We start from the raw sequence: 25,111 nt of genomic DNA on the forward strand, positions 1-25,111 counted from the left end.
ACGCCGCCTGCCGCCCCGCCGCACCGCCCACGCCCGATGATCACGCTCGTGCCCCACGACCCGGCCTGGGCGGCGGTGTTCGCCGCCGAGGCCGCGGCGCTGCGCGGCGCGTTCGGCGCCCTCGCGCTGCGCGTCGAACACGTCGGTTCGACGGCGGTGCCCGGGCTCGAAGCCAAGCCGGTGATCGACATCCAGGTGTCGGTGCGCTCGCTGGCGCCGCGCGACGCGCTCGACGCCGCGCTGGCGCGCCTGGGCTACCGGCACACGAGCCTCGGCGACTTCGACCGCGTCTACCCGTTCTTCCACAAGCCGGCGGCGTGGCCCAGCACACACCACGTGCACCTGTGCGAGGCCGGCGGCGAGCAGGAGTGGCGGCACCTGGCGTTTCGCGACGCGCTGCGCGACAGCCCGCAGGCCGCGGCCGAGTACGCCTCGCTCAAGCGGCGCCTGGCCGCGCTGCACGGCGGTCACACGCCGGCGTCGCGCGAGGCGTACTCGCTGGCCAAGAGCGGCTTCGTTGCCGCCGTGCTCGCGCGCGTTGCGCCGACGCTGTTCGACACGCCGCGCTTCTCGGCGCGCGGGCGCGTCGACGCAGCGCCGAACGCGGCCTGTGACCGATGCGCATGCGGCGGGCGCGCGTGCGACCCGGCCGCGCCACCGTGACTCAGCCGCCGGGCGCATCGAGTAGCGCGTCGACCTCGTCGAGCGTGGACACGAAGTGGTCGGGCGCGGCCGTGGCGAAGGCCGCCTCGTCGCACTCGCCGCCGCGCACGATCGCCACGCGCAGCCCGGCGGCGCGCGCCGCCGCGACGTCGGCCAGGCTGTCGCCGACGAACAGCGCGCGCGCCGGCGCGCAGCCGCGCAGCGCCAGCACCGCGCGCACGCCCTCGGGGTGCGGCTTGAGGTGCACGACGTCGTCGCGCGACAGCACCGGGGCCAGCGCCCGCTGCAGCGCGCACCGTTCGAGCCCGGCGGCCAGCGCGCTGCGCCCGATGTTGCTGACCATCGCCGCGGCCACGCCGCGTGCGGCCAGGCGCTGCAGCAGCGCCGCGGCGCCGGGACGCGGCGACCAGCGCGTCAGCGCGTCGGCGTCCCAGCGGTCGTACACCGGCCCCAGCGCGGCGCGCAGCGCGTGCAGCCGGCCCGCGGCAACGGCCTGGTCGGCGGCGGCGTTCCACATCTGCGCGTAGTTGCCGCTCACCGCGTGGCCCTGGGCCGCAAAGGCCTCGCGCAGTTCGGCCTGCGCCGGCGCGAGCTGCCACTGGAAGTCGACCAGCGTGCCCTCGAAGTCGAATACGACGGTGCGGATCATCGTTGGCTTCTCGTGGCGCCCCGGCGGCGCCTGGGCCGTGATCATCGCCGCGGCCCGCACCCGCGCCCTTGCGCCAGGCCATGCCGGGACGCCACGGTCACAAGCACGCGTGGCGCCGCCAGCCCGATCGCACCGGCTCGCTCGCGCCGGTTCAGTCGCGCCGGTTGAGTCGCGCAGGTTCAGTCGCGCAGCTGCGCCCTCGCCTCGTCGGCCGTGTCGCAGAGGTGCGGCGCCACCCCGCGTGCGGCCAGCGCCGGGCCCAGGCTGGCGCGCACGAACCCTGTTGTGCGGTAGCGCGTGGCGCGGTGGTCGTGGCGTGCGAAGTCGATGAACGGCGTGCGGCTCGCCGCGTCGTGGGCGACGCGCCCGGCCAGCGGGCGGCGCAGCAGCCGCTCGCGCAGCCCCATCGCGCCGTCGGCGACGATCGCGGCGTCCTTCGGCGCCGGGTCGCGCTCGATCAGCGAGCGAAAGCGCATCGGCGCCGGCACGTCGCGCTCGACGTCGAGCTCCGGGCCGACTTCGATCAACTCGCGCCCGCGCTCGTGCAGCGCGAACACCGCACGCTCGGTGGCGTACTGCACCGGCTGCCCACGCCTGAGCGCATCGCGGCCGCTGAACGTGCGTTGCTCGACCTGCGGCACGAACTTCGGGTGCGTGTGCCCGCCCTGCCCGGCGAGGAAGCTGCCGACGAAGACCAGTTGCTTGGCGTTCTGGCTGATGTTGATGAAGCTGCCAGCGCCGCCCAGGCGCGAGCCGAAGCGGCTCACGTTGACGTTGCCCTCGGCGTCGGCCTACGCCGGCTCGAGGAACGCGACGTCCAGCCCGCCACCGACGTAGAAGTCGAACTGGTACGGCTGGTCGATGATCGCCTGGGTGTTCACCGCGGCGCCGAAGTTCAGCCCGCCGGCCGGCACGCCGCCGATCACGCCGGGCTCGGCGGTCAGCGTGATCGGGTTGACGACGTTCTCCTCGGCGGCCACCGCGGAGACGCCCTCCGGCGAAGCCGAGGCAGACGAATCAGCCGGTGGCGACGGTGCTCGGGCCGGCGAGCCGCTCGGCGGCACGGGCAGCAGGCGGATGCATGCGCGTGGGGCCGCGGCGGGTTCAGGCGCCGTCGCCTTGCGGGTCGCGCGGCGACGCGTCCAGCGCCACCGCCGCGCGCACCAGTTCGCGCAGCAGGTCGCGGTCGACCGGATCGTCGTAGCCGATGCGCAGCCAGCGCGCCGTCGGCGACGGGCCTTCGAGCTCGGGGAAGCGTGCCGCCAGCGTGGCGCCCTGCGCCAGGTGCAGGCGCAGGTGCCCGCGCTGCGGTGCCAGCGTCATCAGCGCCGCGTCGGTGCCCAGGTAGGCCAGCGTGCCCCAGCGCACGGCGGGCACCAGCTGCGGCGCGGCGTCGAGCACCAGCCCGTGCAGCAGCCGCGCGAGCGGTTGCTGCGCGGCCGGCAGCAGGTCGAACCAGGCGTCGACCAGCGGTGCGGCGCGCTTCGGGCGGCGCATGGTCGGCGTTCGCTTGCTGACGCGCAAGGCGGCGCGCCTACAGCGCCTGCGCCTCGAACGTGTTGCACTGCGCCATGCTGCCGCCGTCGAAGCCGCGACGGAACCAGCGCTGGCGCTGTGCGCTGGTGCCGTGGGTGAAGCTCTCGGGCACGACGTAGCCCTGGCTGCGGTGCTGCAGCGCGTCGTCGCCGATGCGCGCCGCGGCGTTCATCGCCTCCTCGAGATCGCCCTGCTCGAGCCAGCGCTTGCCGCGCTGCGAGTGGTGCGCCCAGACGCCGGCCAGGCAGTCGGCCTGCAGCTCGACGCGCACCGACAGCGCGTTCATCTGCGCCTCGCCGACGCGGCCGCGCATCGCGTCGACCCGGTCGGTGATGCCGATCAGGTTCTGCACATGGTGGCCGACCTCGTGCGCAATCACGTACGCCTGCGCGAAGTCGCCCGGCGCGCCCAGCCGCTGGTGCAGCGTGTCGAAGAAGCCGAGGTCGATGTAGACCTTCTCGTCGGCCGGGCAGTAGAAGGGCCCCATCGCCGCCTGCCCGACGCCGCAGGCCGAGCGCGTCGCGCCGCGGAACAGCACCAGCGTCGGTTCGCGGTAAGCCGCGCCGTTGGCGCGCAGCTGCGCGTTCCACACGTCTTCGGTGTCGGCGAGCACGGTGGCGACGAAGGCCGCCTGCCCGTCGTCGGCCGGTGGCGCGGTGGCCGGCGCCTGCGCCCCGGGCACCGCGACGTCGCCGCCCCCGAGGATGCCCAGCAGCGTCAGCGGGTTGATGCCGAACAGCCAGCCGGCGAGCAGCGCGATGACGATGGTGCCGAGCCCGATACCGCGGCCGCCACCGAGGCGCATCCCGCCCCCGCCGCCGGCGCGCCGGTCCTCGACGTTGTCGCTGCGCCTGTGCCCTTCCCACTTCATGATCCGGCCCTCCGGGGGCGGTGGCGCACCGGCGGCGCACCCTGCGTACCCACCCATTGGCTTTGTACCGCAGTCGGGCGCCGGCCGGGCGCCGGCCGGAAGCCGCCGGCGCGTGCAGCCCGTCGGCTCAGGCGCGCGGCAGCGTGACGCCGCGCTGGCCCTGGTACTTGCCGCCGCGGTCCTTGTAACTGGTCTCGCAGACCTCGTCGCTCTCGAAGAACAGCACCTGCGCGCAGCCCTCGCCGGCGTAGATCTTGGCCGGCAGCGGCGTGGTGTTGCTGAATTCCAGCGTCACGTAGCCCTCCCACTCGGGCTCGAACGGCGTGACGTTGACGATGATGCCGCAGCGCGCGTAGGTGCTCTTGCCCAGGCAGATCGTCAGCACGTTGCGCGGGATGCGGAAGTACTCGACCGTGCGCGCCAGCGCGAAGCTGTTCGGCGGGATGATGCACACGTCGGCCTCGATGTCGACGAAGCTGCGCTCGTCGAAGTTCTTCGGGTCGACGACCGTGCTGTAGATGTTGGTGAAGACCTTGAACTCGGGCGCGCAGCGGATGTCGTAGCCGTAGCTGCTGGTGCCGTAGCTGACGATGCGGTGACCGTCGGGCGCGAAGCGCACCTGGCCGGGCTCGAACGGCTCGATCATGCCGTGCTCCTGCGCCATGCGGCGGATCCACCTGTCACTCTTGATGCTCATTGCACGTCCCCGGAGATGGCGCATTCTAGGGACGCACCAGGGGTCGGCCGACGGGTGCACACTACGCGCTGTCGGGGCACCGTGGCCCCGGGAGCGTTCTTCGATGGCCTCGCTGTTCCGTCCCGGCACCGAACTGATGGTGCAGTACGCCGGCTACCACCGCGACCGGCGCAACATCGCCACCCACTGCGTCGGCATCCCGCTGATCGTGTTCGCGCTCGGCGTGCTGCTGGCCCGCCCGGCCGTGGCGCTCGGTGGCGTCGCGCTGACGCCGGCGTGGGCGCTGTGGGGACTGGCGACGCTGTGGTACCTGTCGCGCGGGCATCTGCTGATCGGCGTCGCGGTCAGCGCGGCCAGCGCGGTGCTGTTTGCGCTGGCGCAGCCGCTGGGCGCGGCGTCGACCGCTGCCTGGCTGGCCTGGGGCGTGGGCTGCTTCGTCGTCGGCTGGATCGTGCAGTTCGTCGGCCACTACTACGAGGGCCGCAAGCCGGCCTTCACCGACGACCTGGTGGGCCTGCTCGTCGGCCCGATGTTCGTCGTCGCCGAGGCGTTGTTCGCGCTGGGCTGGTGCCGCGCGCTGTTCACCGAGATCGAGCGCCGCGTCGGCCCCACGGTGCTGCGCGACCTGCACGTGCCGGCGATGCGCTGACGGCGCGGCCCACGGCGCCCGCGGTGCTGCCAGTGCCGCCGGCGCCGGCTGCCGTCAGCCGGCGACCACGCGCACCGGCGAGCGCAGCGGCTCGGGCTCGGAGTCGAAGCGCTCGAACCCGGTGTAGCAGATGAAGTGCCGGTTGGCGGCGCGGCCGAACAGCGTCATGCCCAGCCGGCTGGCGAAGGCGTGTCCCATCTGCGTGACGCCGTTGCGCGAAACGACGATCGGCACGCCCATCTGGGCCGCCTTCATGACCATCTCGCTGGTCAGCCGGCCGGTGGTGTAGAAGGTCTTGTCGCCGCCGTCGACGCCGTGCACCCACATCCAGCCGGCGATCGTGTCGAGCGCGTTGTGGCGGCCGACGTCCTCGACGAAGATCAGCAGGTCGGTGCCGCGGAACAGCGCGCAGCCGTGCACCGAGCCGGCCTTGCGGTGGATGCTGTCCTGCTGGCGCATCACCTCGAGCATGCCGTGCAGCGTCGACTGGCGGATGCGGGCGGCCTGCGGCGACGGCAGCCGGATCGCGTCGACCTGCGCCTGCAGGTCGCCGAACACCGTGCCCTGGCCGCAGCCGGTGGTGACCACGCGGCGCGCGGTCTTCGCCTCGAAGCCATCGATGCCGCCGCGCGTGCGCACCGCCGCGGCGTTCACGTCCCAGTCGACGCTGATCGAGTCGACCTGCTGCGGCGCGTCGACCAGTCGCTGGTTGCGCAGGTAGCCGAGCACGAGCAGCTCGGGCGCGGCGCCCAGCGTCATCAGCGTCACCAGCTCGCGCCGGTCGACGAACACCGTCAGCGGCCGCTCGTCGGGGATGTGGATGCGCCGGCGCTGGCCGTACTCGTCGAGCACCTCGACCTCGCGCGTCAGTGGCAGCGCGGCGTCCGTCAGCCGGGGGCCGGGCCACGGGGGCTCGACGACCGGGGGCTGAGGCTCGGCGAGCGACATCGGGGCTCAGCTCTTGGGCGCCGGCGGCACGAACGGGCCGGGGTCGGCGCACGCCGGCGTCGCCGTCGGGGGCTTGACTTCCTTGCCCGCGGCCTGCTGGTCGGCACGGTACTTCGCCGCCACGCGTTCCATCGACAGGCACAGCTTGTAGTCGGCGACCTTGTTCGCCCAGGCGGTGCGTGCCGCCGCCTCGGCGGCCTTCGCCTTCGCCTCGTCGGACAACGGCGGCAACTTGGCCGCCGCGGGCCACGCCACCGCCGCCACGGCCAGGGTCAACAGGCAGGTCCGGATCACGTTCATCGTCTCGACTCCTCGGGTCGGGGCCTCAGCCGCGCGCCCCGGCCTGTGCCGCCACGTCGGCCGGCGGCGTCTCGGCCGAGCGCTGCGCCGGGATCTTGCCCGCCTTGATGTCGTCGTACCACAGTTCGTGGTGCTCCTTGGCCCAGCCTTCGTCGACGTAGCCGGTGCGCATCGCCCGGTACGCGCCGTTCATGCCGATGGTACCGATGTAGATGTGACCGAGGAACATCGCCATCATCAACGTCGCGGCCACCGCGTGCACCATGTGCGCGATCTGCATCTGGCCGCGCGTGTATTCGAGCAGCGTCGGGAAGACCTTGTCGAGGACCAGGCCGGAAACGACGACGACCATGCCCAGGACAAGCACGCCGACCCAGAACAGCAGCTTCTCGGCGGCGTTGAAGCGGTGCGACGGCACCTCGCGCTTGCCCAGCAGGTTGCCGAAGCGCAGCAGCCAGTTCAGGTCGCCGGCACGCGGCAGGTTGTCGCGCGCGAAGGTCAGGATCACGATCAGCAGCGACACCGCGAACACCGGCCCGGCGAAGTTGTGCGCGTTCTTCAGCGCGTAGGTCAGCCAGCCGAACAGCGTGCTGCCGATCACCGGCAGCAGGAAGTACTTGCCCCAGGCCATCACGATGCCCGACACCGCGAGGATCACGAAGGCGATCGCGTTGGCCCAGTGCGCCGCGCGCTCGAACGGCGTGAAGCGCTCGATCACGCGGCCGGTGTCACGCTCGTGGCCGCCCAGGGGGCCCTTGCCGACGTAGAACAGCCCGAGCGCCAGCACGACGATGCCCAGCAGCGCCCCGCCGTACGGGATGATCAGCCGATTGCGCACCTGGCGCCAGGCCTCGCCGGCGCTGGTGTACAGCGACCCCGGGTATTGCACCATCGGCTGGATCAGCACGCCCATCTCCGCGCCCGGCAGCGACACGTAGCCGCCGTCGGGGCCGGAGTCGCGCACCGCACGCCAGAACGGCGCGTTGTTGCCCGGCTGGGTCTTGGCGCGCTCGGCGTTGGTCTCGTCGGGCTTCGGCTCGGCCGGAGCGACGAAACCCGCCGGCGCCCCGCCGGCGGCCGGCGCCTGCGCGCCCGCGGCGGCCGCCAGGACGAGCCCGCAGGCGAGGATCAGGACTCTGGTCAAGGCTTGCATCGCTGCTCCTGCTGCGCGGCGGCTCAGCTGCCCGAGGCGCGGGCGTACTCGTTCTGGGCCTGCACGCGTGCGCGCATCTGCTGCTGCCAGCTCGCCTCGTCGCCGGCCTTCCAGCCTTCGGTCACGTAGGGGTTGTCGGCCCCGCGCCAGGCCGGCACGTCGCTCTTGCGTGCGGCGCTGTCGGTCGTGGCGGCGTCGCCGCAGGCCGCGAGCGCGGCCGCGGCGACGAGCAGCGCGAGCGCCGTCGGGGTTCGCCTCGTCATGACTTGGTCGCCTCCGTCTTCGCCGGCGCGCCGCTGGGCTTGCCGTAGGCCGTGCCCCAGCCCCACACCTCGCTGCCCTTGCCGCGCGTGAGCACGCGGGTGCGGAAGATGTCGGCGACCATGTCGCCGTCGCCGCCGAGCAGCGCCTTGGTCGAGCACATCTCGGCGCAGATCGGCAGCTTGCCCTCGGCAAGGCGGTTGCGGCCGTACTTCTCGTGCTCGGCCGCACTGCCGTTGGCTTCCGGCCCGCCGGCACAGAAGGTGCACTTGTCCATCTTGCCGCGCAGCCCGAACTGGCCGTTCGACGGGAACTGCGGCGCACCGAACGGGCAGGCGTAGCTGCAGTAGCCGCAGCCGATGCACACGTCCTTGTCGTGCAGCACGACGCCGTCGTCGGTGCGGTAGAAGCAGTCGACCGGGCACACCGCCATGCACGGCGCGTCGCTGCAGTGCATGCACGCCACCGAGATGCTCCTCTCGCCGGGCATGCCGTCGTTCATCGTCACCACGCGACGACGGTTGACGCCCCAGGGCACCTCGTGTTCGGCCTTGCAGGCGGTGACGCAGCCGTTGCACTCGATGCAGCGCTCGGCATCGCAGATGAACTTCATTCGTGCCATCGTGATGCCTCCTTACGCCGCACGCTCGATCTGGCAGACCGAGGTCTTGGTCTCCTGCATCATGGTCACCGAGTCGTAGCCGTAGGTCGTCGCCGTGTTGGCCGCCTCGCCGCGCACGATCGGCGCCGCCCCCTGCGGGTAGTGGCGCAGCAGGTCCTCGCCCTGCCAGCGACCGGCGAAGTGGTACGGCATGAAGGCCGTCTCGCGGTCGACCCGCTCGGTCACCAGCGCCTTGACCTTCAGCCGCGCGCCGCTCGGGGTGGTGACCCAGACGGTGTCGCCGTTGCGGATGCCGCGGTCGTTGGCGGCGACCGGGTTCAGCTCGATGAACATGTCCTGCTGCAGCTCGGCGAGGTAGCGGTTGGAGCGCGTCTCGTCGCCGCCACCCTCGTACTCGACCAGCCGCCCCGTCGTCAGGATGATCGGGAACTGCTTGCCCACGTCCCGGTTCTTCTCCTGCACGCTCTTGAACAGCGTGGGCAGGCGCCAGAAGGCCTTGCGGTCGTCGTGCGTCGGGTATTTGTCGACGAGTTCCGGGCGCGTCGAGTAGATCGGCTCGCGGTGCTTGGGGATCGGGTCGGGGAAGTTCCACACGACGGCCCGCGCCTTGGCGTTGCCGAACGGATGGCAGCCGTGGTTCTTCATCGCCACGCGGATGATCCCGCCGCTCGGGTCGGTCTTCCAGTTCTTGCCTTCGGCCTTGGCCTTCTCGTCGTCGGTGAGTTCGTCCCACCAGCCGAGCCTCTTCAGCAGCAGGTGGTCGAACTCGGGGTAGCCGGTGGTGATGTCGGCGCCCTTGGAGTGCGACCCGTCGCCGGCGAGCAGCGACTGGCCGTCGCGCTCGACGCCGAAATTGGCGCGGAAGTTGCCACCCCCGTCCATGACGTGCTGGGCGGTGTTGTACAGCACGTGCGTGCCCGGGTGCTTGAGCTCCGGCGTGCCGTAACACGGCCAGGGCAGCCCGAAGTAGTCGCCGTCGAGCTTGTAGCCGGTCTCCTTGTCGATGCCGCCCTTGGCGCGCAGCGTGGTCGGGTCGAACACGTGCATGTTGCGCATGTGGGCCTTCAGGCGCTCCGGGCTCTGGCCCGTGTAGCCGATGGTCCACACCGAGCGGTTGATCTCGCGCAGGATGTCCTCGGGCACGGGTTCGTCCATGCCCTTGACCTTCTGCATCTTGTAGTTCTTGACCAGCTGCTCGGCGAAGCCCAGCTTCTGCGCGAGCTGGTACATGATCATGTGGTCGCTGCGCGATTCGTACAGCGGCTCCATGACCTTCTCGCGCCACTGGAGCGACCGGTTCGACGCCGTCACCGACCCGCTGGTCTCGAACTGCGTGCATGCCGGCAGCAGGTACACGGCGCGCTTCGGGTTGACGTCCTCAGGCTTGCCGGGCATCGCCGCCATCGCCGCCGTGGCCGACGGGAACGGATCGACGACGACCAGCAGGTCGAGCTTGTCCATGCCCCGCTTCAGGTCCAGCCCGCGCGACTGCGAGTTGGGCGCGTGGCCCCAATAGAACATGCCGCGCAGGTTGCTTTCCTGGTCGATGTTCTCGTTCTTCTCGAGCACCGCGTCGTACCAGCGCGACACGGTGATGCCCGGCTTGGACATCATGCCCGGGGCGTACTGCTTCTTGATCCACTCGAAGTCCACGCCCCAGGCCGCGGCGAAGTGCTTGAATGCACCTTCGGCGATGCCGTAGTAGCCGGGCAGCGAGTCGGGGTTCGCGCCGATGTCGGTGATGCCCTGGACGTTGTCGTGGCCGCGGAAGATGTTGGTGCCACCGCCGGTGACGCCGACGTTGCCCAGCGCGAGCTGCAGCAGGCACGACGCGCGCACGATCGCGTTGCCGATGCTGTGCTGCGCCTGCCCCATGCACCACACCAGCGTGCCGGGCCGGTTCTCGGCCAGCGTCTTGGCGACCTGGAAGCAGGTCTCCTCGGAGACGCCGGAGACCTCCTCGACCTTCTCCGGCGTCCACTCCGCGAGCACCGTCTCGCGAACCTTGTCCATGCCGTAGACCCGGTCGTCGAGGTACTTCTTGTCCTCCCAGCCGTTCTTGAAGACGTGGTACATCACGCCGTACAGGAACGCGATGTCCGAGCCCGAACGCAGCCGGACGTACATGTCCGCCTTGGCCGCCGTGCGCGTGAACCGCGGGTCCACGACGATCATCTTGCAGCCCTTCTCCTTCGCATGCAGCATGTGCAGCAGCGACACCGGGTGCGCCTCCGCGGCATTGCTGCCGAGGTAGATCGCCGACTTCGCGTTGCGCATGTCGTTGTACGAATTCGTCATCGCACCGTAGCCCCACGTATTCGCCACACCGGCGACAGTCGTGGAGTGGCATATTCGTGCCTGGTGGTCGCAGTTGTTACTGCCCCAGAGCGTCATCCACTTGCGCAGCAGGTAGCCCTGTTCGTTGTTGCTCTTGCACGAGCCGACGATGAACACGCTGTCCGGGCCGCTCTCCTTGCGCAGCTCGAGCATCTTGGCGCTGATCTCGTCGAGCGCCTGGTCCCACGAGATGCGCTGGTACTTGCCGTCGACCAGCTTCATCGGGTACTTCAGACGGAACTCGCCGTGCGCGTTCTCGCGCAGCGCCCCGCCCTTGGCACAGTGCCCGCCCATGCTGATCGGCGAGTCGAACACCGGCTCCTGACGGACCCACACGCCGTTCTCGACCACCGCGTCGACGGCGCAGCCGACCGAGCAGTGCGTGCACACCGTGCGCCTGACCTCGACCCGCGCGCCCGCGCCCGCCTTGGGCGCCGCCGGGTCGGCGGCCTGCGCCTTGCGCACCAGCGTGAGCTGGGACGCGGCGATGCCGGCCCCCAGACCCAGACCCGACCGGCGCAGGAACCTGCGCCGGTCCATCGTGGGCACGGCGCGGGACATGCCCCGCACCAGGCCCTCGACGAGCGTGCGGGACGACGATGTCGCCCCGTCACCCGCCGACTTGCGTGTCAACAGCATGCTGCCTCCTGTTGGACGACCGGTGGAACGGAAATCGTTGACGGACCGCGGCGCGCGCTCAGGTGCGCGCCGTCGCGTAGTACTGCTTCACGTGCTCGGTGAGCCGGTAGCCGCCGCCCTGCTCGGGCGCGGACCCGGCCGACTTCGCCGGCACCGGGGCCGCGCCCCCCGGCAGCACGGTGGCGGCGGCCGCCAGCGCACCGACGGCGCCGGCGCCGGCGAACACGGTGCGGCGGTTCAGAACGGGAGTGGTCGGTTTGCTCATCGATGCAGCCTCCATGGAGCGCCCTATGCAAGGGCCGACATAACCGCCCGGATTTACCCTCAGGGTCAGCCCGGATTCAATCGGGTCGACCCTATCGCCACGCGACAAGTTGTCGCGTACGGCGCGGCCCGTCGCCGCGGACAGCACGCGGCCGTGCGCCGACAATCGCCGCCACCGCATCCCGCCCCCGCCACACCGTGATCATCGGAACCGCAGGACACATCGACCATGGCAAGACCTCGCTGGTCAAGGCGCTGACCGGCGTCGACGCCGACCGGCTCAAGGAGGAGAAGGAGCGCGGCATCACCGTCGACCTGGGCTTCGCGTACCGGGCGCTGCCCGACGGCGACGTGCTCGGCTTCGTCGACGTGCCGGGCCACGAGAAGCTGGTGCGCAACATGCTCGCCGGCGCGACCGGCATCGACCACGTGCTGCTGGTCGTCGCCGCCGACGACGGCCCGATGCCGCAGACGCGCGAGCACCTGGCCATCGTCGACCTGCTGGGCCTGCGCCACGGCGTGGTGGCACTGACCAAGTGCGACCTGGTCACCCCGTCACGGCTGGCGGCTGCCGAGGCCGAGGTGCGCGCGCTGCTGGCCGGCAGCGGCCTGGCCGACGCGCCGATCGTGGCGGTGTCCTCGGTCACCGGCCAGGGCATGGCCGAACTGCAGGCGCACCTCGAACGGGCCCGCGCCGTGCGGCCGGCCGCACGGCGCGCGGGTCAGTTCCGCATGGCGGTGGACCGCGCGTTCACGCTGGCGGGCATCGGCACCGTGGTCACCGGCACCGCGGTGTCGGGGCGCGTGGCGCCGGGCGACAAGCTGACGCTGTCGCCGCGCGGCCTGCCGGTGCGCGTGCGCGGCATCCACGCGCAGAACCGGCAGGCCGCCGAGGGCCGGGCCGGACAGCGGCTGGCGCTGGCGCTGTCCGGCGTCGAGCGCGCCGACGTGCGGCGCGGCGACTGGGTGCTGGCCGACGCGCTGCACGCGCCGACGCAGCGCCTCGACGTGCGACTGCAGGTGCTCGCCGGCGAGGCGCGGCCGCTCGCGCACTGGACGCCGGTGCACCTGCACCTGGGCGCCGAGGACGTCGGCGCGCGCGTCGTGCTGCTCGAAGGCGAGGCGATCACCCCGGGACGCCACGCGCGCGCGCAGCTGCAGCTGGAGCGTGCGATCGGCGCGCTGCGCGGCGACCGCTTCATCGTGCGCGACCAGTCGGCGCTGCGCACGCTGGGCGGCGGCTCGGTGATCGACGCGTTCCCGCCGCAGACGCGCCGCCGCCGCGACCAGCGCCTGGCGGCGCTCGCCGCGCTCGAGCGCGACACCCCGGCCGAGGCGCTGGCCGCGTCGCTGGCGCTCGATCCGCCCACCGGCATCGACGCGCGCCGCTTCGCGACGCTGTGGAACCTGGACGAGGCCGAGGCGCGCGCCGTGCTGGCCGCCGTGCCGCACCGAGTGATCGCCGACGGGGCGCGCGAGCTGCTGTTCTCGCCAGGGCAGATCGAACGTTACGGCGCCGCCGTCACCACGCACCTCGAGGCGCACCACCGACGCAAGCCCGACAGCCCCGGCCTGACGCAGGAACAGCTGCAGCGCGCGGTGCGCGACAAACCCGCCGGCGCCGTGTTCGCGCTGCTGCTCAAGCAGCTGCTGCGCGCCGGCGCGCTCAAGCGCAGCGGCCCGCACCTGTCGCTGGCCGGGCACGACGCGTCGCTGCAGGGCGCCGAGAGGCAGCTGTGGGAGCGCCTGAAGCCCTGGCTCGACGAGGGCGGCGTCCACCCGCCGCGGCTGAGCGAGATGCTGCTGCGCGACCGCAGCCTGCGGCGCGACCAGGTGCTGCGCGTGATGGAGCGCCTGCAGCGCATGGGCAACATCCACCCGGTGGGCGCCGAGTACTTCATCCAGACCACACACCTGGCGCAGCTGGCGACGCGGGCCTGGGAGCTGGCGCAGGCCGACCCGCACAAGCGACTGAACGTCAAGGAGTTGCGCGAGCGCACCGGCATCAGCCGGCACCTGTCGGTGCCGCTGGTAGAGTACTTCGACCAGATCGGCCTGACCCGGCGCGACGAGGTCGGGCGGCACTTCCGCCGCGACCCGCGCCAGGTCTTCGACGGCTGATCACCCTTGGAAGAGGATCGTCCCCCGGTGGGGCGTCCGGTCTGCAAAACCGGGTGGGGTTGCCCTGCAGTCCCAGGTGGGTTCGACTCCCACGCTCTTCCGCCACCGCTTCGCCCGCGCGTGACCGACGCCCTGCACCGACCGCCCTCGCTGGACAAGCTGCTCGACGGCGGCACGCTGCCCGACCTGATCGCACAGCACGGCCGCGCGCCGGTGCGCGCCGCGGCGCGCGCTGCGCTCGACGCCTGGCGCGCGCGTGGCACCGCACAGGCCTTCGACGTCGCGGCCTTCGAGGCCGTGTGCCGCGCGCGCCTCGACGCCGCCGCCCGGCCGGCGCTGCGCCCGGTGTTCAACCTCACCGGCACCGTGCTGCACACCAACCTGGGCCGCGCGGTGATGGCGCCCGAGGCGATCGACGCCGTCGTCGCCGTGATGCGCGGCGCGGCCAACCTCGAATACGACCTCGCCGCCGGCGCGCGCGGCGACCGCGACGACCACGTTGAGGGCTTGCTGCGCGAACTCACCGGCGCCGAGGCCGCCACCGCCGTCAACAACAACGCCGCCGCGGTGCTGCTGGTGCTGGCCGCGCTGGCCGACCGCAAGGAGGTGCCGGTCTCGCGCGGCGAGCTGGTCGAGATCGGCGGCGCCTTCCGCATCCCCGACATCATGCGGCGCGCCGGCGCGAGGCTGGTCGAGGTGGGCACGACCAACCGCACCCACCTGCGCGACTACGAAGCCGCGATCGGCCCGCGCACCGCGCTGGTGATGAAGGTGCACGCCAGCAACTACGCGATCCAGGGCTTCACGGCCAGCGTGCCGGCGGCGGAGCTGGCCGCGCTGTGCCGCTCGCGCGGCCTGCCCTTCGTCGAGGACCTCGGCAGCGGCACGCTGGTCGACCTGACGCGCTGGGGCCTGCCGGCCGAGCCGACGCCGCAGCAGTCGCTGGCCGCCGGCGTCGACCTCGTCACCTTCAGCGGCGACAAGCTGCTCGGCGGCCCGCAGGCCGGCCTGATCGTCGGCGACAAGGCACTGGTGCATAAGGTCAAGAAGCACCCGCTGAAGCGCTCGCTGCGCCTGGACAAGATGACGATCGCCGCGCTCGAGGCGACGCTGAAGCTCTACCGCGACCCCGACCGACTCGCCGAGCGCCTGCCCACGCTGCGCCTGCTCACGCGCAGCCAGGCCGAGCTGACGGCGCAGGCGGCGCGGCTGGCGAGCGTGATCGCGCGCGCGCTGGGCGAACGCGTGCGGGTGCAGGTGCTGCCGTGCCGCAGCCAGATCGGCAGCGGCTCGCTGCCGGTGGACCGCCTGCCCAGCGCGTGCATCGCGATCGGCGCGCCGGCCGGTGCCAGGCGCGCCGGGCGGCTGCCCGAACGTCTCGCCGAGGCGCTGCGCGCGCTGCCGATCCCGGTGATCGGCCGCATCGAGGACGGGCAGGTGCGGCTCGACCTGCGCTGCCTCGACGGCGCGGCCGCCGAGCAAGCCTTCGTCGCGCAGTTACCGCTGCTGGCCGCCGCCGGGCTCTGACGTCCCGGCGGCCGCCGGCGGGCCAGCTGCCGGCAGTTCCTGGTCGAGCAGTTCGTCGTCGAGCAGGCCGAGCGCGCGCGCGCGCTCGATCTTGCGCTGCCGGCCCGACGGCGAGCCTTCGATCTCGAACACCTCGTCGACGCCGACGTCGAGCCCGTCGGACTGGCGGAAGTGCGGGTCGGAGTGGAACATCGCGCGCAGCGCCGCGTTGCGTTCGCGCTCGCGCGCCTGCGCCTCGGTCTCGGGCGGCGGCGTTGCGGGCCCGGGCTCGATGCGCGCCATCTGGCGCTCGCGTTCCTCGGGGCTGAGAAACGACATCGCGCGCACCTTGCGCCGCACCTCGGGCCGGTAGTGGGCGTTGGTGAACAGGCGCAACCACTCGCACAGTTCGGGCTCGAGCGCCACCGTCTCGACGCGCTCCTCCGACGCCATGCGCCGGTCGGCCTCGACGTACGAGACGCTGACGCCGGTGAGCGTCGGCAGCGACGGGTCGGCGTCGACCACCCACGACACGAACCACGAGGGCCGGCCCGACGTGAGGTTCAGGTAATAGCCCTTGCACTCGTCGGGGAACAGTTCGACCGTGAAGCCGGGATAGAGCCAGCGCGAGACCTTGCCGTCGTCGACGAGTCGCCGCGGCGCGGCGCCGAACACGCCTTCGTCGGGCACCACGTCGACGACGCGGAACTGCCAGTCCTCCCAGTGGTTCGGCGCGGCGATGCGTTCCATCACCACGGCGACCTGGAGCGATTGTCGCGACGTCATCGTTGGGCGGCGGGGCGCAGCAGGCGGTAGCGGCAGATCAGTCTAGCCCAGGCCCCGCGCCGACGCGGCGGTCGACGACCCTGACGGCACGGCGGCCACGGCACGCCGCGGTCGCGCGCCACCGACCCCCCGCCTAGAATCCGCCGGCTTCCGCGCCAACCCCGCCTGCACGCCGCCCCTTCGCGCCGACCCCACCGGCACGCCATGGCCATCGAGACGCCCGCCCCCGCTGCCCCCGCGCCTCGCCCCGCAGGTCCGGCCGTGCGCCGGGCACACCGGCGATGAGCGCGGCCGACGAGCCGAGCTTCCTCGCGCGCTGGGCGCGGCGCAAGGCCGAGGCGCGGCGTGGCGTCGCGACGACGCCGGCCGTGCCGGCCGCGCCGGCGGCGGGCGCACCGCAGGTGCCGGCGCCCCAGCCGGACGCCGCCGACCTTGCCGGCACCGCACCGCCAGTCGCTGCGGCGACCGAGTCCGCCGCGCGACCCGCCCCCGCACCGCCGCCGCCGACGCTGGACGACGTCGCCCGGCTCACGCGCGAGTCCGACTTCTCGCGCTTCGTCGCCGGCGACGTCGAACCCGGCGTGCGCAACGCCGCGATGAAGAAGCTGTTCAGCGATCCGCATTTCAACGTGATGGACGGGCTGGACGTCTACATCGACGACTACGGCAAGCCCGACCCGATCCCGCCCGGCATGCTGCGCCGGCTGACGCAGTCCCGTTTCCTCGGCCTGTTCGACGACGAGGCCCAGGCCGAGCCCGCCCCGAGCCCCCTGAGCGCCACCGCGGTGCCCGACGCGCAACCCGCCCCCACCGATGAAGACCCTGATCTGCGACTGCAACCGGACGATGCCGCTGGACACGAAGGCGGCGAGCCGCATCGCGCAGGCCCTGGCGAAGACCCCGCAGGCCAGCGCTGACGGGCTGGACACCGTCCACAGCGTGCTGTGCCGGCGCGAAGCCGGCGCGTTCCAGCGCGCGGCGAAAGCCACCAGCGCCACCGGCGAGGAGCTGCTGGTCGCCTGCACGCAGGAGCAGCGGCTGTTCCTCGAGCTCAACGAGCAGACCGAGGGTGCGGCGAGCGTGCGCGAGCGGCCGATCCGCTTCGTCAACGTCCGCGAAACCGGCGGCTGGTCGCGCGACGCCCGCGACGCCGTGCCCAAGCTCGCCGCGTTGATCGCCGCGGCGCAGCAGCCCGCCCCCGAGGCGGTGCCCACCGTCACGTACCGCTCGGCGGGCCGCTGCCTGGTGATCGGCGGCGCCGACGCCGCCTCGCGGGCGGCGGGCATGCTGCGCGACCGGCTCGAGGTCACGCTGCTGATCGACCGCCCGGGCGGCGCGCTGGCGCAGGAACACGAGCTGCCGGTGCAGCACGGCCGGCTGCAGCAGCTCACCGGCTGGCTCGGTGCCTTCGACGCCCGGTGGGTCGAGGACCAGCCGATCGACCTCGACGTGTGCACGCGCTGCAACGCCTGCATCGCCGCCTGCCCCGAAGGCGCGATCGGGTTCGACTACCGCATCGACCTCTCGTTGTGCAGAAGCCACCGCGACTGCGTGCGTGTGTGCGAGGCCGCCGGCGCGATCGACTTCGCGCGCACACCCGAGGTCGTCGACGAGCGCTTCGACCTCGTGCTCGACCTGCGCGAGCAGCCCGCCTTCGCGATGCACCAGCTGCCGCAGGGTTACCGCCACGCGGGCGGCGACGAACGCGCGCTGGTCGACGCGGTGCTCGCGCTGCGCGAGCTCACCGGCGAGTTCGACAAGCCGCGCTTCTTCCGCTACGAGCAGCGGCTGTGCGCGCACAGCCGCAACGAGCGCATCGGCTGCAGCGCCTGCATCGACGTGTGCTCGGCGCGCGCGATCCGCAGCGACGCGTCGCGCAAGGGCAAGACCAGCGGCCAGCCGCTGCGGCGGCCGGTGCCCGGGCCGGGCGGGACCTCGGTGGCGGTCGACGCGGGCGGCGGGGTCGTCGTCGAGCCGTTCTTGTGCGTGGGCTGCGGCGCCTGCAGCACGGTGTGCCCGAGCGGCGCGATGGCCTTCGCCTACCCCGGCACGGTCGACCAGGGCCGGCGCCTGCGCACGATGCTCGCCGCCTACGCGCACGCCGGCGGCCGCGACGCGGCGCTGCTGCTGCACAGCGAAGGCGCGGGCGCGAAGCTGGTCAACGATCTGGGCCGTGCCGCGCGCACCGACGGCACGACGCACGGCGTGCCGGCGCGCGTGCTGCCGGTCGCGCTGTGGCACACCGCCAGCGTCGGGATCGACCTGTGGCTGGCGGCGATCGCGCACGGCGCCAGCCAGGTCTGGGTGCTGCTCACCGCCGAGGAGGCGCCCGAGTACCGCCAGGCGCTGGCCGAGCAGATGGCGGTGGCGCAGGCGATCCTGACCGGACTCGGCTTCACCGGCACGCACCTCGCACTGATCGAGGCGCGCGACGCGCGCGATCTCGCCGCCCTCGACGCCGCGCTGCAGTCGCCCCCGGCGCAGGGGGTGAGGACGCCCGCGAGCTTCGCGGTGCAGGCCGCCAAGCGCGACACGCTCGACCTGGCGCTGGAGCACCTGCTCGCGCAGGCACCCGCCGCGCCCGACGAGATCGCGCTGCCGGCCGCCGGCGCGCCGTTCGGCACGCTGGTGGTCGACACCGACAAGTGCACGCTGTGCCTGAGCTGCGTCGGCGCCTGCCCCGAGGGCGCGCTGGCCGACAACCCCGACAGGCCGCAGCTGCGCTTCGTCGAGAAGAACTGCGTGCAGTGCGGCCTGTGCGCCGGCACCTGCCCCGAGCAGGCGATCACGCTGCGCCCGCGGCTGTGGCTGGCCGACGCCGGCAAGGCGCGCAGGTCCGCGCGCGTGCTCGCCGAGACCGAGCCCTACAAGTGCATCCGCTGCGGCAAGCCCTTCGGCACGCTGCAGGCGATCGAGGCGATGATCGGCAAGCTCGGCGCCCATCCGGCGTTCCAGGGCCGCGCCGCCGAGCGCCTGAGGATGTGCGGCAACTGCCGCGTGATCGACATCCACACCGACGCGGGCGAAGTGCGCATCACCGACCTCTGAGCCTGTGCCAACGAACCCGCCCTGCGCGCCCACCGACACCCGACCATGAGCGACACCCTGACCTCCGCGCCCATCGGCATCGCCGCGCCCGGCGACGCCGAGGAGACGGCGCGCGCCGAGCTCTACGGCCTGCTCGCGCGGCTGTGGCTCGCGCCGCCGGACGACGAGCTGCTGGCGCAGTTCCGCGTCGCCGTCACGCAGGCCAGCGAGCCCGGCGGCCACCTCGAGGGCCCCTGGCAGGACCTCGTCGCGGCGATGCGCGCGACCACCGCCGCCGAAGCGGCGGACGAGTTCGACGCGCTGTTCCAGGGCGTGGGCAAGCCCGAGATCCTGGCCTACGCGTCGTTCCACCTCAGCGGCTCGCTCAACGACCGCCCGCTGGCGCAGCTGCGCACCGACCTCGCGGCGCTGGGCCTCACGCGCGACGAGGCGCGCATGGAGACCGAGGACCACGTCGCCTACGTGTTCGAGGTCATGCGCTACCTGATCGCCGGCGACGACGCCGGCACCTGCAACCTCGAGCAGCAGCGGCGCTTCTTCCGCGCCCACGTGCAGACCTGGGTCGGGCGCCTGTGCGACGCCGTGCAGGGCCACCCGCGTGCGCGCACCTGGGCCGCGGTCGCCGCCTTCACGCGCGCCTTCGTCGAGGTCGAGACCCAGGGTTTCGACCTGCTCGAAGCATGAAGCCGATCGCGCGCGACGAGATCACCGGCCTGATCCTCGCCGGCGGCCGCGCGACCCGCATGGGCGGCGTCGACAAGGGCCTGCAGAACCACCGGGGCATGCCGCTGGCGCTGCACACGCTGCTGCGGCTGCAGCCGCAGGTGGGCACGGTGATGATCAACGCCAACCGCAACCTCGCGGCCTACGAGGCGATGGGCGCGCCGGTGTGGCCCGACGCGCTGCCCGACTACCCCGGCCCGCTGGCGGGCATGCTCGCCGGGCTCGAGCACTGCCACACGCCGTGGCTGCTGAGCGTGCCCTGCGACACGCCCGACTTCCCCGACGACCTCGCCGAGCGGCTGGCGCGCGCGGCGGCCGAGCACGACGCCGACATCGCGATGGCCGCGACACGCGAGGACGGCGTCGTGCGCACGCAGCCGGTGTTCTGCCTGCTGCGCTCGACGCTGATGGAGAGCCTGTTCGCCTTCCTGCAGGGGGGTCAGCGCAAGATCGACCGCTGGACCGCGCAGCACCGCTGCGCCACCGAGGTGTTCGACGACGCCCAGGCCTTCTTCAACGCCAACACGCTGGAGGAGCTCCAGCGCCTGCAGGCGCCGCGACGCGGCTGAGCCGCGCCGCGGCCCCGAGACCGGCCACGCTGCCGTGGACCCCACCGCGCCCCGCGACCGCTGGCCGCACGCCGCCGTGCTGGTCGTCGACGACGAGCCGGGCATGCGCCACTTCCTCGAGAAGACGCTCGCGCCACGCGTCGGCCAGGTGCTGGGCGCCGAGTCGGCCGAGGCCGCCGAGGAGCTGCTGCGCCGGCACCGCTTCGACCTCGTGATCCTCGACATCTCGCTGCCCGGCAAGAGCGGCATCGCGCTGCTGAAGGACCTGCGCGCGCAAGGCAACCTGTGCGAGGTGGTGCTGATCACCGCGTTCGCCGACCTCGACACCGCGATCGAGGCGCTGCGCGCCGGCGCCGGCGACTTCCTGCTCAAGCCGTTCCGCGTCACGCAGGTGCTCGGCGCCGTGCGCCAGGGGCTGGAGCGCGCCCGGCTCAAGCGCGAGAACTGGGTGCTGCGCCGCACGCTGTCGCAGCGCACGCCGGCCGCCGACGGGCTGGTCGGCCGCTCGATCGTCGTCAAGGGACTGCAAGCGGCGCTACAGCGTGTCGCCGCGGTCGATTCCACCGTGCTGCTGACCGGCGAGTCGGGCACCGGCAAGGAACTCGCGGCGCTCGAGCTGCACCGGCTGAGCGCACATGCCGACGGGCCCTTCGTCCCGGTGCGCTGCGCCACGGTCTCGCCGGGCCTGCTGGAGACCGAGCTGTTCGGCACCGGCGATCGGCGCGACGGGCTGTTCGTCTACGCGCAGGGCGGCACGCTGTTTCTCGACGAGGTCGGCGAACTGCCGCTGCCGCTGCAGGCCACGCTGCTGCGCGCGCTCGAGACGCGCCGCGTCCGGCCGGTGGGCACCGAGCGCGAGGTGCCGGTCGACGTGCGCATCGTCGCCGCGTCGAACCGTCCGCTGCGCGACGAGGTCGACGCCGGGCGCTTCCGCAAGGACCTGTACTACCGGCTGCAGGTGGTCGAGATCACGCTGCCGCCGCTGCGCGCGCACAAGGAGGACATCCCCGACCTGGTCGCGCACTTCCTCGCGACCCTCGCGCCGTCGATGGGCGTCGAGCCGTTCGAGGTCAGCGCCGACGAGATGCGCTACCTCCAGGAGTACGACTGGCCGGGCAACGTGCGCGAACTGCGCAACCTGCTCGAACGATCGCTGATCCTCGGGGCGCTCAACGTCTCGGCGCTGTACCAGGGCCTGGCGCGCACGCAGCCGGCGCCGAGGCCGGCCGCGCCCGCGCTGGAAGACCCGGTCGACCTGCAGACGCTGGAGAAGCGCCACATCCTGGCGGTGCTCGAGTCGGTGTCCGGCGACAAGACGCGCGCCGCACAGCTGCTGGGCGTGTCGCGCCGCACGCTGGAGCGCCGGGTCGCCGAATGGGGCGGGCAGTGAGCCCGCCCTCAGCGACGCGCCTTCGGCCACTCCCGCCTGGGGACACCGCCTGCGCACCGGCGAGGCCGGACCCGCGGCGATCGCCCGAACCGGCCGCGCATCCGACTGCAACTGCAGCGGGCCTGTGCCGGCGCCCGACCGCAAACCGGCCTCGACGCGACCGCGCGCGCGACCGCGCGAGCCCGTCGTGATCGGCGCCTTCCAGCGTCTGTCGATCCGCCACAAGCTGCTGGCGCTGGTGCTGCTGCCGCTGTGGGTGGTGCTGCCGCTGCTCGGGCTCGGGCTGATGGTGTGGGGCGACGGCGCGCTCGACCGCATGCTGGTGACCAAGGTGCGCAGCGACCTCGCGGTGGCCAACGGTTACTTCGAGCGTGTGCTCGGCGAGGTCGGCGCCGCCACCGCGGCGATCGCCGACTCGCACGCGCTGCACGCCGCGCTGGCCGCGCCGGCGGCGCAGCAAGGCGCCGCGCTGCCGGCGCTGCTGCGCCAGTTCAAGTCGCGCGAGCGGCTCGACTTCATCGGCCTGCGCGCGGCCGACGGCACGCTGCGCTTCACCGACGAGGGCAACGGCGGCGCCGCCGACGACGGTTCGCCGGCGTTCGCGGCGGCTGCCGCCGGCCGGGGCACGACCGGCGTCGAGGTGCTCGATGCGGCGCAGATGGCGCTGCTCGGCCCGGACCTGCGCGACCGCGTCCCCGTCGCGCTGGTGCCCACGCGCAACGCCGCGCCGACGGCGCGCACCCACGAGGACCGCGCGATGGTGCTGCTGGCCACGCGCGCGGTGCGCGCGCTCGACGGCACGCTGCTCGGACACGTGCAGGCCGGCCTGCTGCTCAACCGCAACCTGGCGTTCATCGACCACGTCAACGAGATCGTCTACCCGACCGGCTCGCTGCCGTTCGGCAGCCGGGGCACGGCCACGCTGTTCCTCGACGACGTGCGCATCAGCACCAACGTGCGCCTGTTCGGCAGCCTGCAGGACCAGCGCGCGATCGGCACACGCGTCTCGCAGCAGGTGCGCGACGCCGTGCTCGGCGACGGCCGCACCTGGCTCGACCGCGCCTTCGTCGTCGACGACTGGTACGTCTCGGCCTACCAGCCGCTGGTCGACGGCAACGGGCGGCGCGTGGGCATGCTCTACGTCGGCTTCACCGAGGCGCCGTTCCGCTGGCTGAAGATCGGCGTGCTGGCCACCATCGGCGCGCTGTTCTTCACGGTGATGGCCGGCGCGGCGCTGGTGTCGCTGCGCTGGGCACGCAGCATCTTCGCGCCGGTCGAGCGCATGGCGGCGACGATGCGCGAGGTCGAGCGCGGCGACCTGCGCGCGCGCGTGGGCGCGCTGCCATCGCGCGACGAGCTGGGTGCGCTGGCCGGCCACCTCGACCACCTGCTCGACACGATCGACCAGAACACGCGCGAGCTGCGACGCTGGAACGCCGAGCTCGACGCCAAGGTCGCCGAACGCACGCGCGACCTCGAGGCCGCCCAGGGCCAGCTGGTGCGCAGCGAGAAACTCGCAGCGATCGGCCAGCTCACCGCCGGCATCGCGCACGAGGTGAACAACCCGATCGCGGTGATCCAGGGCAACCTCGACCTGGCGCGCGAGCTGCTCGGCGACGACGCGCCGCGCGTCGGCCGCGAACTGAAGCTGGTCGACGAGCAGATCGAGCGCATGCGGCTGATCGTCACCCAGCTGCTGCAGTTCGCGCGGCCGAACGAGTTCGCCGGCTACGTCGTGCCGGTCGACGTGAACCGGCTGGTCGACGACTGCCTGCTGCTCGCCGGCCACCTGCTCGCCCGCACGCGCATCGAGGTGCGGCGCGCACTGCACGCGACGCGCCAGCCGGCGGCCAACCGGCAGGAACTGCAGCAGGTGCTGGTGAACCTGCTGGTCAACGCGATCCACGCGATGCCCGACGGCGGCGAGCTGAGCCTAGCCACGCGCGACCGCGACACCCCCGAAGGGCCGACGGTCGAGATCGACGTCACCGACACCGGCGCCGGGCTGGGGCCCGAGCTGCTGGCCGAGCTGTTCCAGCCCTTCGTCACGCGCAAGAAGGACGGCACGGGGCTGGGTCTGTGGATCAGCCGCAACATCGTCGAGCGCTACGGCGGCGACCTGCGCGCCGCCGACCGCGCCGACGGGCGCAGCGGCGCGGTGTTCACGATCGTGCTGCGCTGCGAGGCGGCCGGCGACGCCGCCTGAGCGCGCGCCGCCGTCAGGTCGACTTGGACACCGTGATCGTCGGGAACTTCGCGCTGAAGTCCTTGGCCTTCAGCGCCACCTTCACCGCGACCTGGCGCGCGACGGTCTTGTAGATGCCGGCGATCTCGCCGTCGGGCTCGCTGACCACCGTCGGGCGGCCGCTGTCGGCCTGTTCGCGGATCGACAGGTTCAGCGGCAGCGCGCCGAGGTAGTCGACGCCGTACTCGGCGGCCATCTTCTTGCCGCCCTCGGCGCCGAAGATGTGCTCGACGTGGCCGCAGTTCGGGCAGCAGTACACCGCCATGTTCTCGACGATGCCCAGGATCGGCACGCCGACCTTCTCGAACATCTTCAGCCCCTTGCGCGCATCCAGCAGCGCGATGTCCTGCGGCGTCGTGACGATCACCGCGCCGGTCAGCGGCACGCGCTGCGACAGCGTGAGCTGGATGTCGCCGGTGCCCGGCGGCATGTCGACGATCAGGTAGTCGAGCTCGCGCCAGTTCGTCTGGCGCAGCAGCTGCTCGAGCGCCTGCGTGGCCATCGGGCCGCGCCAGATCATCGGGTTGTCGGCATCGACGAGGAAGCCGATCGACATCACCTGCACGCCGTGGTTCTCGAGCGGCTCCATCGTCTGGCCGTCGATCGACTCGGGGCGACCGGCGATGCCCATCATCATCGGCTGGCTCGGGCCGTAGATGTCGGCGTCGAGGATGCCGACGCTGGCCCCCTCGGCAGCCAGCGCCAGCGCCAGGTTGACCGCCGTCGTGCTCTTGCCGACGCCGCCCTTGCCCGACGCGACCGCGACCACGTTCTTCACCTTCGGCAGCAGCTGCACGCCGCGCTGCACCGCGTGCGCGGTGATCTTCACCGTCAGGTTGGCGCTGACGTTGGCCACGCCGGGCACCTCGCGCGCGGCGGCGATCAGCGCGCGGCGCAGCCCGGCGATCTGGCTCCTGGCCGGGTAGCCGAGCTCGACGTCGAAGGCGACGTCGCCGCCGTCGACGCGCAGGTTCTTCAGCTGCTTCGTCGAGACGAAGTCGCGGCCGGTGTTGGGGTCGACGACGCCCTTCAGTGCGTCGAGCAGGGCCTGTTCGGTGGGTGCGGGCATGATGCGGGCAGGGGTAAGTGATCGGCCGGAGTCTAGCCCGCGCCGCGGATCACTTCGCCGGCAGG

Annotated in this window: 25 protein-coding genes and 1 tRNA gene; 11 read left to right on the forward strand and 15 right to left on the reverse strand. The window is 72.8% G+C overall.

Annotation, left to right across the window (positions count from 1 at the left end; translation table 11 throughout):
- The first annotated feature begins 36 nt into the window (after positions 1 to 36).
- Positions 37 to 663: a GrpB family protein gene (locus PKC53_RS02005; protein WP_324425771.1), complete on the forward strand. Its 627-nt coding sequence runs from the start codon at positions 37 to 39 to the stop codon at positions 661 to 663.
- 1 nt (position 664) lies between these two features.
- On the opposite strand, the gene PKC53_RS02010 is transcribed toward PKC53_RS02005, so the two are convergent.
- The 6 genes from PKC53_RS02010 to dcd all read right to left on the reverse strand — a co-directional run bounded on the left by PKC53_RS02010 (position 665) and on the right by dcd (position 4,416).
- Positions 665 to 1,312, reverse strand: coding sequence for an HAD family hydrolase (locus PKC53_RS02010; RefSeq protein WP_324425774.1), 648 nt, complete (start codon positions 1,310 to 1,312; stop codon positions 665 to 667).
- 179 nt (positions 1,313 to 1,491) lie between these two features.
- The gene (locus PKC53_RS02015) at positions 1,492 to 2,079 is read right to left on the reverse strand and encodes a hypothetical protein (RefSeq protein WP_324425776.1); all 588 of its coding nucleotides are present in this window, start codon (positions 2,077 to 2,079) and stop codon (positions 1,492 to 1,494) included.
- 24 nt (positions 2,080 to 2,103) lie between these two features.
- Positions 2,104 to 2,292: a hypothetical protein gene (locus PKC53_RS02020; protein WP_324425778.1), complete on the reverse strand. Its 189-nt coding sequence runs from the start codon at positions 2,290 to 2,292 to the stop codon at positions 2,104 to 2,106.
- A 124-nt stretch (positions 2,293 to 2,416) separates the two neighbouring features.
- Positions 2,417 to 2,809, reverse strand: a complete 393-nt coding sequence (locus PKC53_RS02025; RefSeq protein ID WP_324425780.1) for a DUF1801 domain-containing protein — start codon at positions 2,807 to 2,809, stop codon at positions 2,417 to 2,419.
- Positions 2,810 to 2,846: 37 nt separating this feature from the next.
- On the reverse strand, positions 2,847 to 3,719 hold the full coding sequence (locus PKC53_RS02030) for a neutral zinc metallopeptidase (protein ID WP_324425782.1): 873 nt from the start codon (positions 3,717 to 3,719) through the stop codon (positions 2,847 to 2,849).
- Between the two features lie 127 nt (positions 3,720 to 3,846).
- Positions 3,847 to 4,416, reverse strand: coding sequence for a dCTP deaminase (dcd, locus tag PKC53_RS02035; RefSeq protein ID WP_324425784.1), 570 nt, complete (start codon positions 4,414 to 4,416; stop codon positions 3,847 to 3,849).
- 103 nt (positions 4,417 to 4,519) lie between these two features.
- On the opposite strand from dcd, the gene PKC53_RS02040 reads away from it, so the two are divergent.
- Positions 4,520 to 5,065, forward strand: coding sequence for an Mpo1-like protein (locus tag PKC53_RS02040; RefSeq protein WP_324425786.1), 546 nt, complete (start codon positions 4,520 to 4,522; stop codon positions 5,063 to 5,065).
- 54 nt (positions 5,066 to 5,119) lie between these two features.
- Here PKC53_RS02040 and PKC53_RS02045 read toward each other — a convergent pair whose 3' ends face one another.
- Genes PKC53_RS02045 through PKC53_RS02075 form a run of 7 tightly spaced genes read right to left on the reverse strand, consistent with a single transcriptional unit; the run spans position 5,120 to position 11,590 of the window.
- Positions 5,120 to 6,013, reverse strand: a complete 894-nt coding sequence (locus PKC53_RS02045; protein ID WP_324425788.1) for a formate dehydrogenase accessory sulfurtransferase FdhD — start codon at positions 6,011 to 6,013, stop codon at positions 5,120 to 5,122.
- Between the two features lie 6 nt (positions 6,014 to 6,019).
- On the reverse strand, positions 6,020 to 6,313 hold the full coding sequence (locus PKC53_RS02050) for a hypothetical protein (protein ID WP_324425790.1): 294 nt from the start codon (positions 6,311 to 6,313) through the stop codon (positions 6,020 to 6,022).
- A 25-nt stretch (positions 6,314 to 6,338) separates the two neighbouring features.
- Positions 6,339 to 7,466 carry a formate dehydrogenase subunit gamma gene (locus PKC53_RS02055; protein WP_324425792.1) on the reverse strand — a complete coding sequence of 376 codons (1,128 nt, stop codon included), beginning with the start codon at positions 7,464 to 7,466 and terminating at the stop codon, positions 6,339 to 6,341.
- 23 nt (positions 7,467 to 7,489) lie between these two features.
- Positions 7,490 to 7,729 carry a hypothetical protein gene (locus PKC53_RS02060; protein ID WP_324425794.1) on the reverse strand — a complete coding sequence of 80 codons (240 nt, stop codon included), beginning with the start codon at positions 7,727 to 7,729 and terminating at the stop codon, positions 7,490 to 7,492.
- Positions 7,726 to 8,349, reverse strand: a complete 624-nt coding sequence (gene fdh3B / locus PKC53_RS02065) for a formate dehydrogenase FDH3 subunit beta (RefSeq protein ID WP_324425796.1) — start codon at positions 8,347 to 8,349, stop codon at positions 7,726 to 7,728. The genes PKC53_RS02060 and fdh3B overlap by 4 nt, the downstream gene beginning before the upstream one ends.
- 12 nt (positions 8,350 to 8,361) lie before the next feature.
- A complete protein-coding gene (locus PKC53_RS02070; RefSeq protein ID WP_324425798.1) occupies positions 8,362 to 11,325 on the reverse strand; it encodes a formate dehydrogenase subunit alpha in 2,964 nt (987 codons plus the stop codon).
- Positions 11,326 to 11,383: 58 nt separating this feature from the next.
- A complete protein-coding gene (locus tag PKC53_RS02075; protein ID WP_324425800.1) occupies positions 11,384 to 11,590 on the reverse strand; it encodes a formate dehydrogenase in 207 nt (68 codons plus the stop codon).
- 197 nt (positions 11,591 to 11,787) lie between these two features.
- Between PKC53_RS02075 and selB the strand changes: the two genes are divergently transcribed.
- From selB to selA, 3 genes are all read left to right on the forward strand, one after another.
- On the forward strand, positions 11,788 to 13,710 hold the full coding sequence (gene selB / locus PKC53_RS02080; protein WP_324425802.1) for a selenocysteine-specific translation elongation factor: 1,923 nt from the start codon (positions 11,788 to 11,790) through the stop codon (positions 13,708 to 13,710).
- 8 nt (positions 13,711 to 13,718) lie between these two features.
- Positions 13,719 to 13,815 (forward strand) — tRNA-OTHER (locus PKC53_RS02085).
- A gap of 15 nt (positions 13,816 to 13,830) precedes the next feature.
- Positions 13,831 to 15,237 (forward strand): L-seryl-tRNA(Sec) selenium transferase, encoded by a 1,407-nt coding sequence (gene selA / locus PKC53_RS02090; RefSeq protein ID WP_324425804.1) that lies wholly within the window; start codon positions 13,831 to 13,833, stop codon positions 15,235 to 15,237.
- Here selA and PKC53_RS02095 read toward each other — a convergent pair.
- A complete protein-coding gene (locus PKC53_RS02095) occupies positions 15,208 to 16,002 on the reverse strand; it encodes a DUF3305 domain-containing protein (protein WP_324425806.1) in 795 nt (264 codons plus the stop codon). The genes selA and PKC53_RS02095 overlap by 30 nt on opposite strands.
- Before the next feature lie 281 nt (positions 16,003 to 16,283).
- Between PKC53_RS02095 and PKC53_RS02100 the strand changes: the two genes are divergently transcribed.
- From PKC53_RS02100 to PKC53_RS02125, 6 genes are all read left to right on the forward strand, one after another.
- Entirely contained in the window at positions 16,284 to 16,919 is a 636-nt protein-coding gene (locus tag PKC53_RS02100) for a DUF3306 domain-containing protein (RefSeq protein ID WP_324425808.1), read from the forward strand.
- The gene (locus PKC53_RS02105) at positions 16,816 to 19,050 is read left to right on the forward strand and encodes a 4Fe-4S dicluster domain-containing protein (protein ID WP_324425810.1); all 2,235 of its coding nucleotides are present in this window, start codon (positions 16,816 to 16,818) and stop codon (positions 19,048 to 19,050) included. Before PKC53_RS02100 ends, PKC53_RS02105 begins: the two co-directional genes overlap by 104 nt.
- A gap of 45 nt (positions 19,051 to 19,095) precedes the next feature.
- Positions 19,096 to 19,734 (forward strand): molecular chaperone TorD family protein, encoded by a 639-nt coding sequence (locus PKC53_RS02110; protein WP_324425812.1) that lies wholly within the window; start codon positions 19,096 to 19,098, stop codon positions 19,732 to 19,734.
- Complete coding sequence (gene mobA / locus PKC53_RS02115; RefSeq protein WP_324425814.1) at positions 19,731 to 20,342, forward strand: molybdenum cofactor guanylyltransferase MobA; 612 nt, start codon at positions 19,731 to 19,733, stop codon at positions 20,340 to 20,342. Before PKC53_RS02110 ends, mobA begins: the two co-directional genes overlap by 4 nt.
- A 34-nt stretch (positions 20,343 to 20,376) precedes the next feature.
- Positions 20,377 to 21,732: a sigma-54 dependent transcriptional regulator gene (locus PKC53_RS02120; RefSeq protein ID WP_324425816.1), complete on the forward strand. Its 1,356-nt coding sequence runs from the start codon at positions 20,377 to 20,379 to the stop codon at positions 21,730 to 21,732.
- Positions 21,733 to 21,919: 187 nt separating this feature from the next.
- On the forward strand, positions 21,920 to 23,938 hold the full coding sequence (locus PKC53_RS02125) for a cache domain-containing protein (RefSeq protein WP_324425818.1): 2,019 nt from the start codon (positions 21,920 to 21,922) through the stop codon (positions 23,936 to 23,938).
- 13 nt (positions 23,939 to 23,951) lie between these two features.
- On the opposite strand, the gene apbC is transcribed toward PKC53_RS02125, so the two are convergent.
- Positions 23,952 to 25,046 carry an iron-sulfur cluster carrier protein ApbC gene (gene apbC, locus PKC53_RS02130; RefSeq protein WP_324425820.1) on the reverse strand — a complete coding sequence of 365 codons (1,095 nt, stop codon included), beginning with the start codon at positions 25,044 to 25,046 and terminating at the stop codon, positions 23,952 to 23,954.
- Positions 25,047 to 25,111: the final 65 nt, after the last annotated feature.

Origin of the sequence: Azohydromonas sp., from assembly GCF_035325925.1 — a bacterium.
Taxonomy (GTDB): Bacteria; Pseudomonadota; Gammaproteobacteria; order Burkholderiales; family Burkholderiaceae_C; genus Calidifontimicrobium.

Bases quoted from the DNA above. Each gene is read 5' to 3' on its own strand.
- PKC53_RS02045 (WP_324425788.1), bottom strand. From the start codon at position 6,013: ATGTCGCTCGCCGAGCCTCAGCCCCCGGTCGTCGAGCCCCCGTGGCCC.
- fdh3B (WP_324425796.1), bottom strand. From the start codon at position 8,349: ATGGCACGAATGAAGTTCATCTGCGATGCCGAGCGCTGCATCGAGTGC.
- PKC53_RS02005 (WP_324425771.1), top strand. From the start codon at position 37: ATGATCACGCTCGTGCCCCACGACCCGGCCTGGGCGGCGGTGTTCGCC.
- PKC53_RS02100 (WP_324425808.1), top strand. From the start codon at position 16,284: ATGAGCGCGGCCGACGAGCCGAGCTTCCTCGCGCGCTGGGCGCGGCGC.
- PKC53_RS02030 (WP_324425782.1), bottom strand. From the start codon at position 3,719: ATGAAGTGGGAAGGGCACAGGCGCAGCGACAACGTCGAGGACCGGCGC.
- PKC53_RS02105 (WP_324425810.1), top strand. From the start codon at position 16,816: ATGAAGACCCTGATCTGCGACTGCAACCGGACGATGCCGCTGGACACG.
- PKC53_RS02050 (WP_324425790.1), bottom strand. From the start codon at position 6,313: ATGAACGTGATCCGGACCTGCCTGTTGACCCTGGCCGTGGCGGCGGTG.
- PKC53_RS02110 (WP_324425812.1), top strand. From the start codon at position 19,096: ATGAGCGACACCCTGACCTCCGCGCCCATCGGCATCGCCGCGCCCGGC.
- PKC53_RS02070 (WP_324425798.1), bottom strand. From the start codon at position 11,325: ATGCTGTTGACACGCAAGTCGGCGGGTGACGGGGCGACATCGTCGTCC.
- apbC (WP_324425820.1), bottom strand. From the start codon at position 25,046: ATGCCCGCACCCACCGAACAGGCCCTGCTCGACGCACTGAAGGGCGTC.
- mobA (WP_324425814.1), top strand. From the start codon at position 19,731: ATGAAGCCGATCGCGCGCGACGAGATCACCGGCCTGATCCTCGCCGGC.
- dcd (WP_324425784.1), bottom strand. From the start codon at position 4,416: ATGAGCATCAAGAGTGACAGGTGGATCCGCCGCATGGCGCAGGAGCAC.
- PKC53_RS02095 (WP_324425806.1), bottom strand. From the start codon at position 16,002: ATGACGTCGCGACAATCGCTCCAGGTCGCCGTGGTGATGGAACGCATC.
- PKC53_RS02040 (WP_324425786.1), top strand. From the start codon at position 4,520: ATGGCCTCGCTGTTCCGTCCCGGCACCGAACTGATGGTGCAGTACGCC.
- PKC53_RS02010 (WP_324425774.1), bottom strand. From the start codon at position 1,312: ATGATCCGCACCGTCGTATTCGACTTCGAGGGCACGCTGGTCGACTTC.
- PKC53_RS02055 (WP_324425792.1), bottom strand. From the start codon at position 7,466: ATGCAAGCCTTGACCAGAGTCCTGATCCTCGCCTGCGGGCTCGTCCTG.
- PKC53_RS02060 (WP_324425794.1), bottom strand. From the start codon at position 7,729: ATGACGAGGCGAACCCCGACGGCGCTCGCGCTGCTCGTCGCCGCGGCC.
- PKC53_RS02075 (WP_324425800.1), bottom strand. From the start codon at position 11,590: ATGAGCAAACCGACCACTCCCGTTCTGAACCGCCGCACCGTGTTCGCC.
- PKC53_RS02025 (WP_324425780.1), bottom strand. From the start codon at position 2,809: ATGCGCCGCCCGAAGCGCGCCGCACCGCTGGTCGACGCCTGGTTCGAC.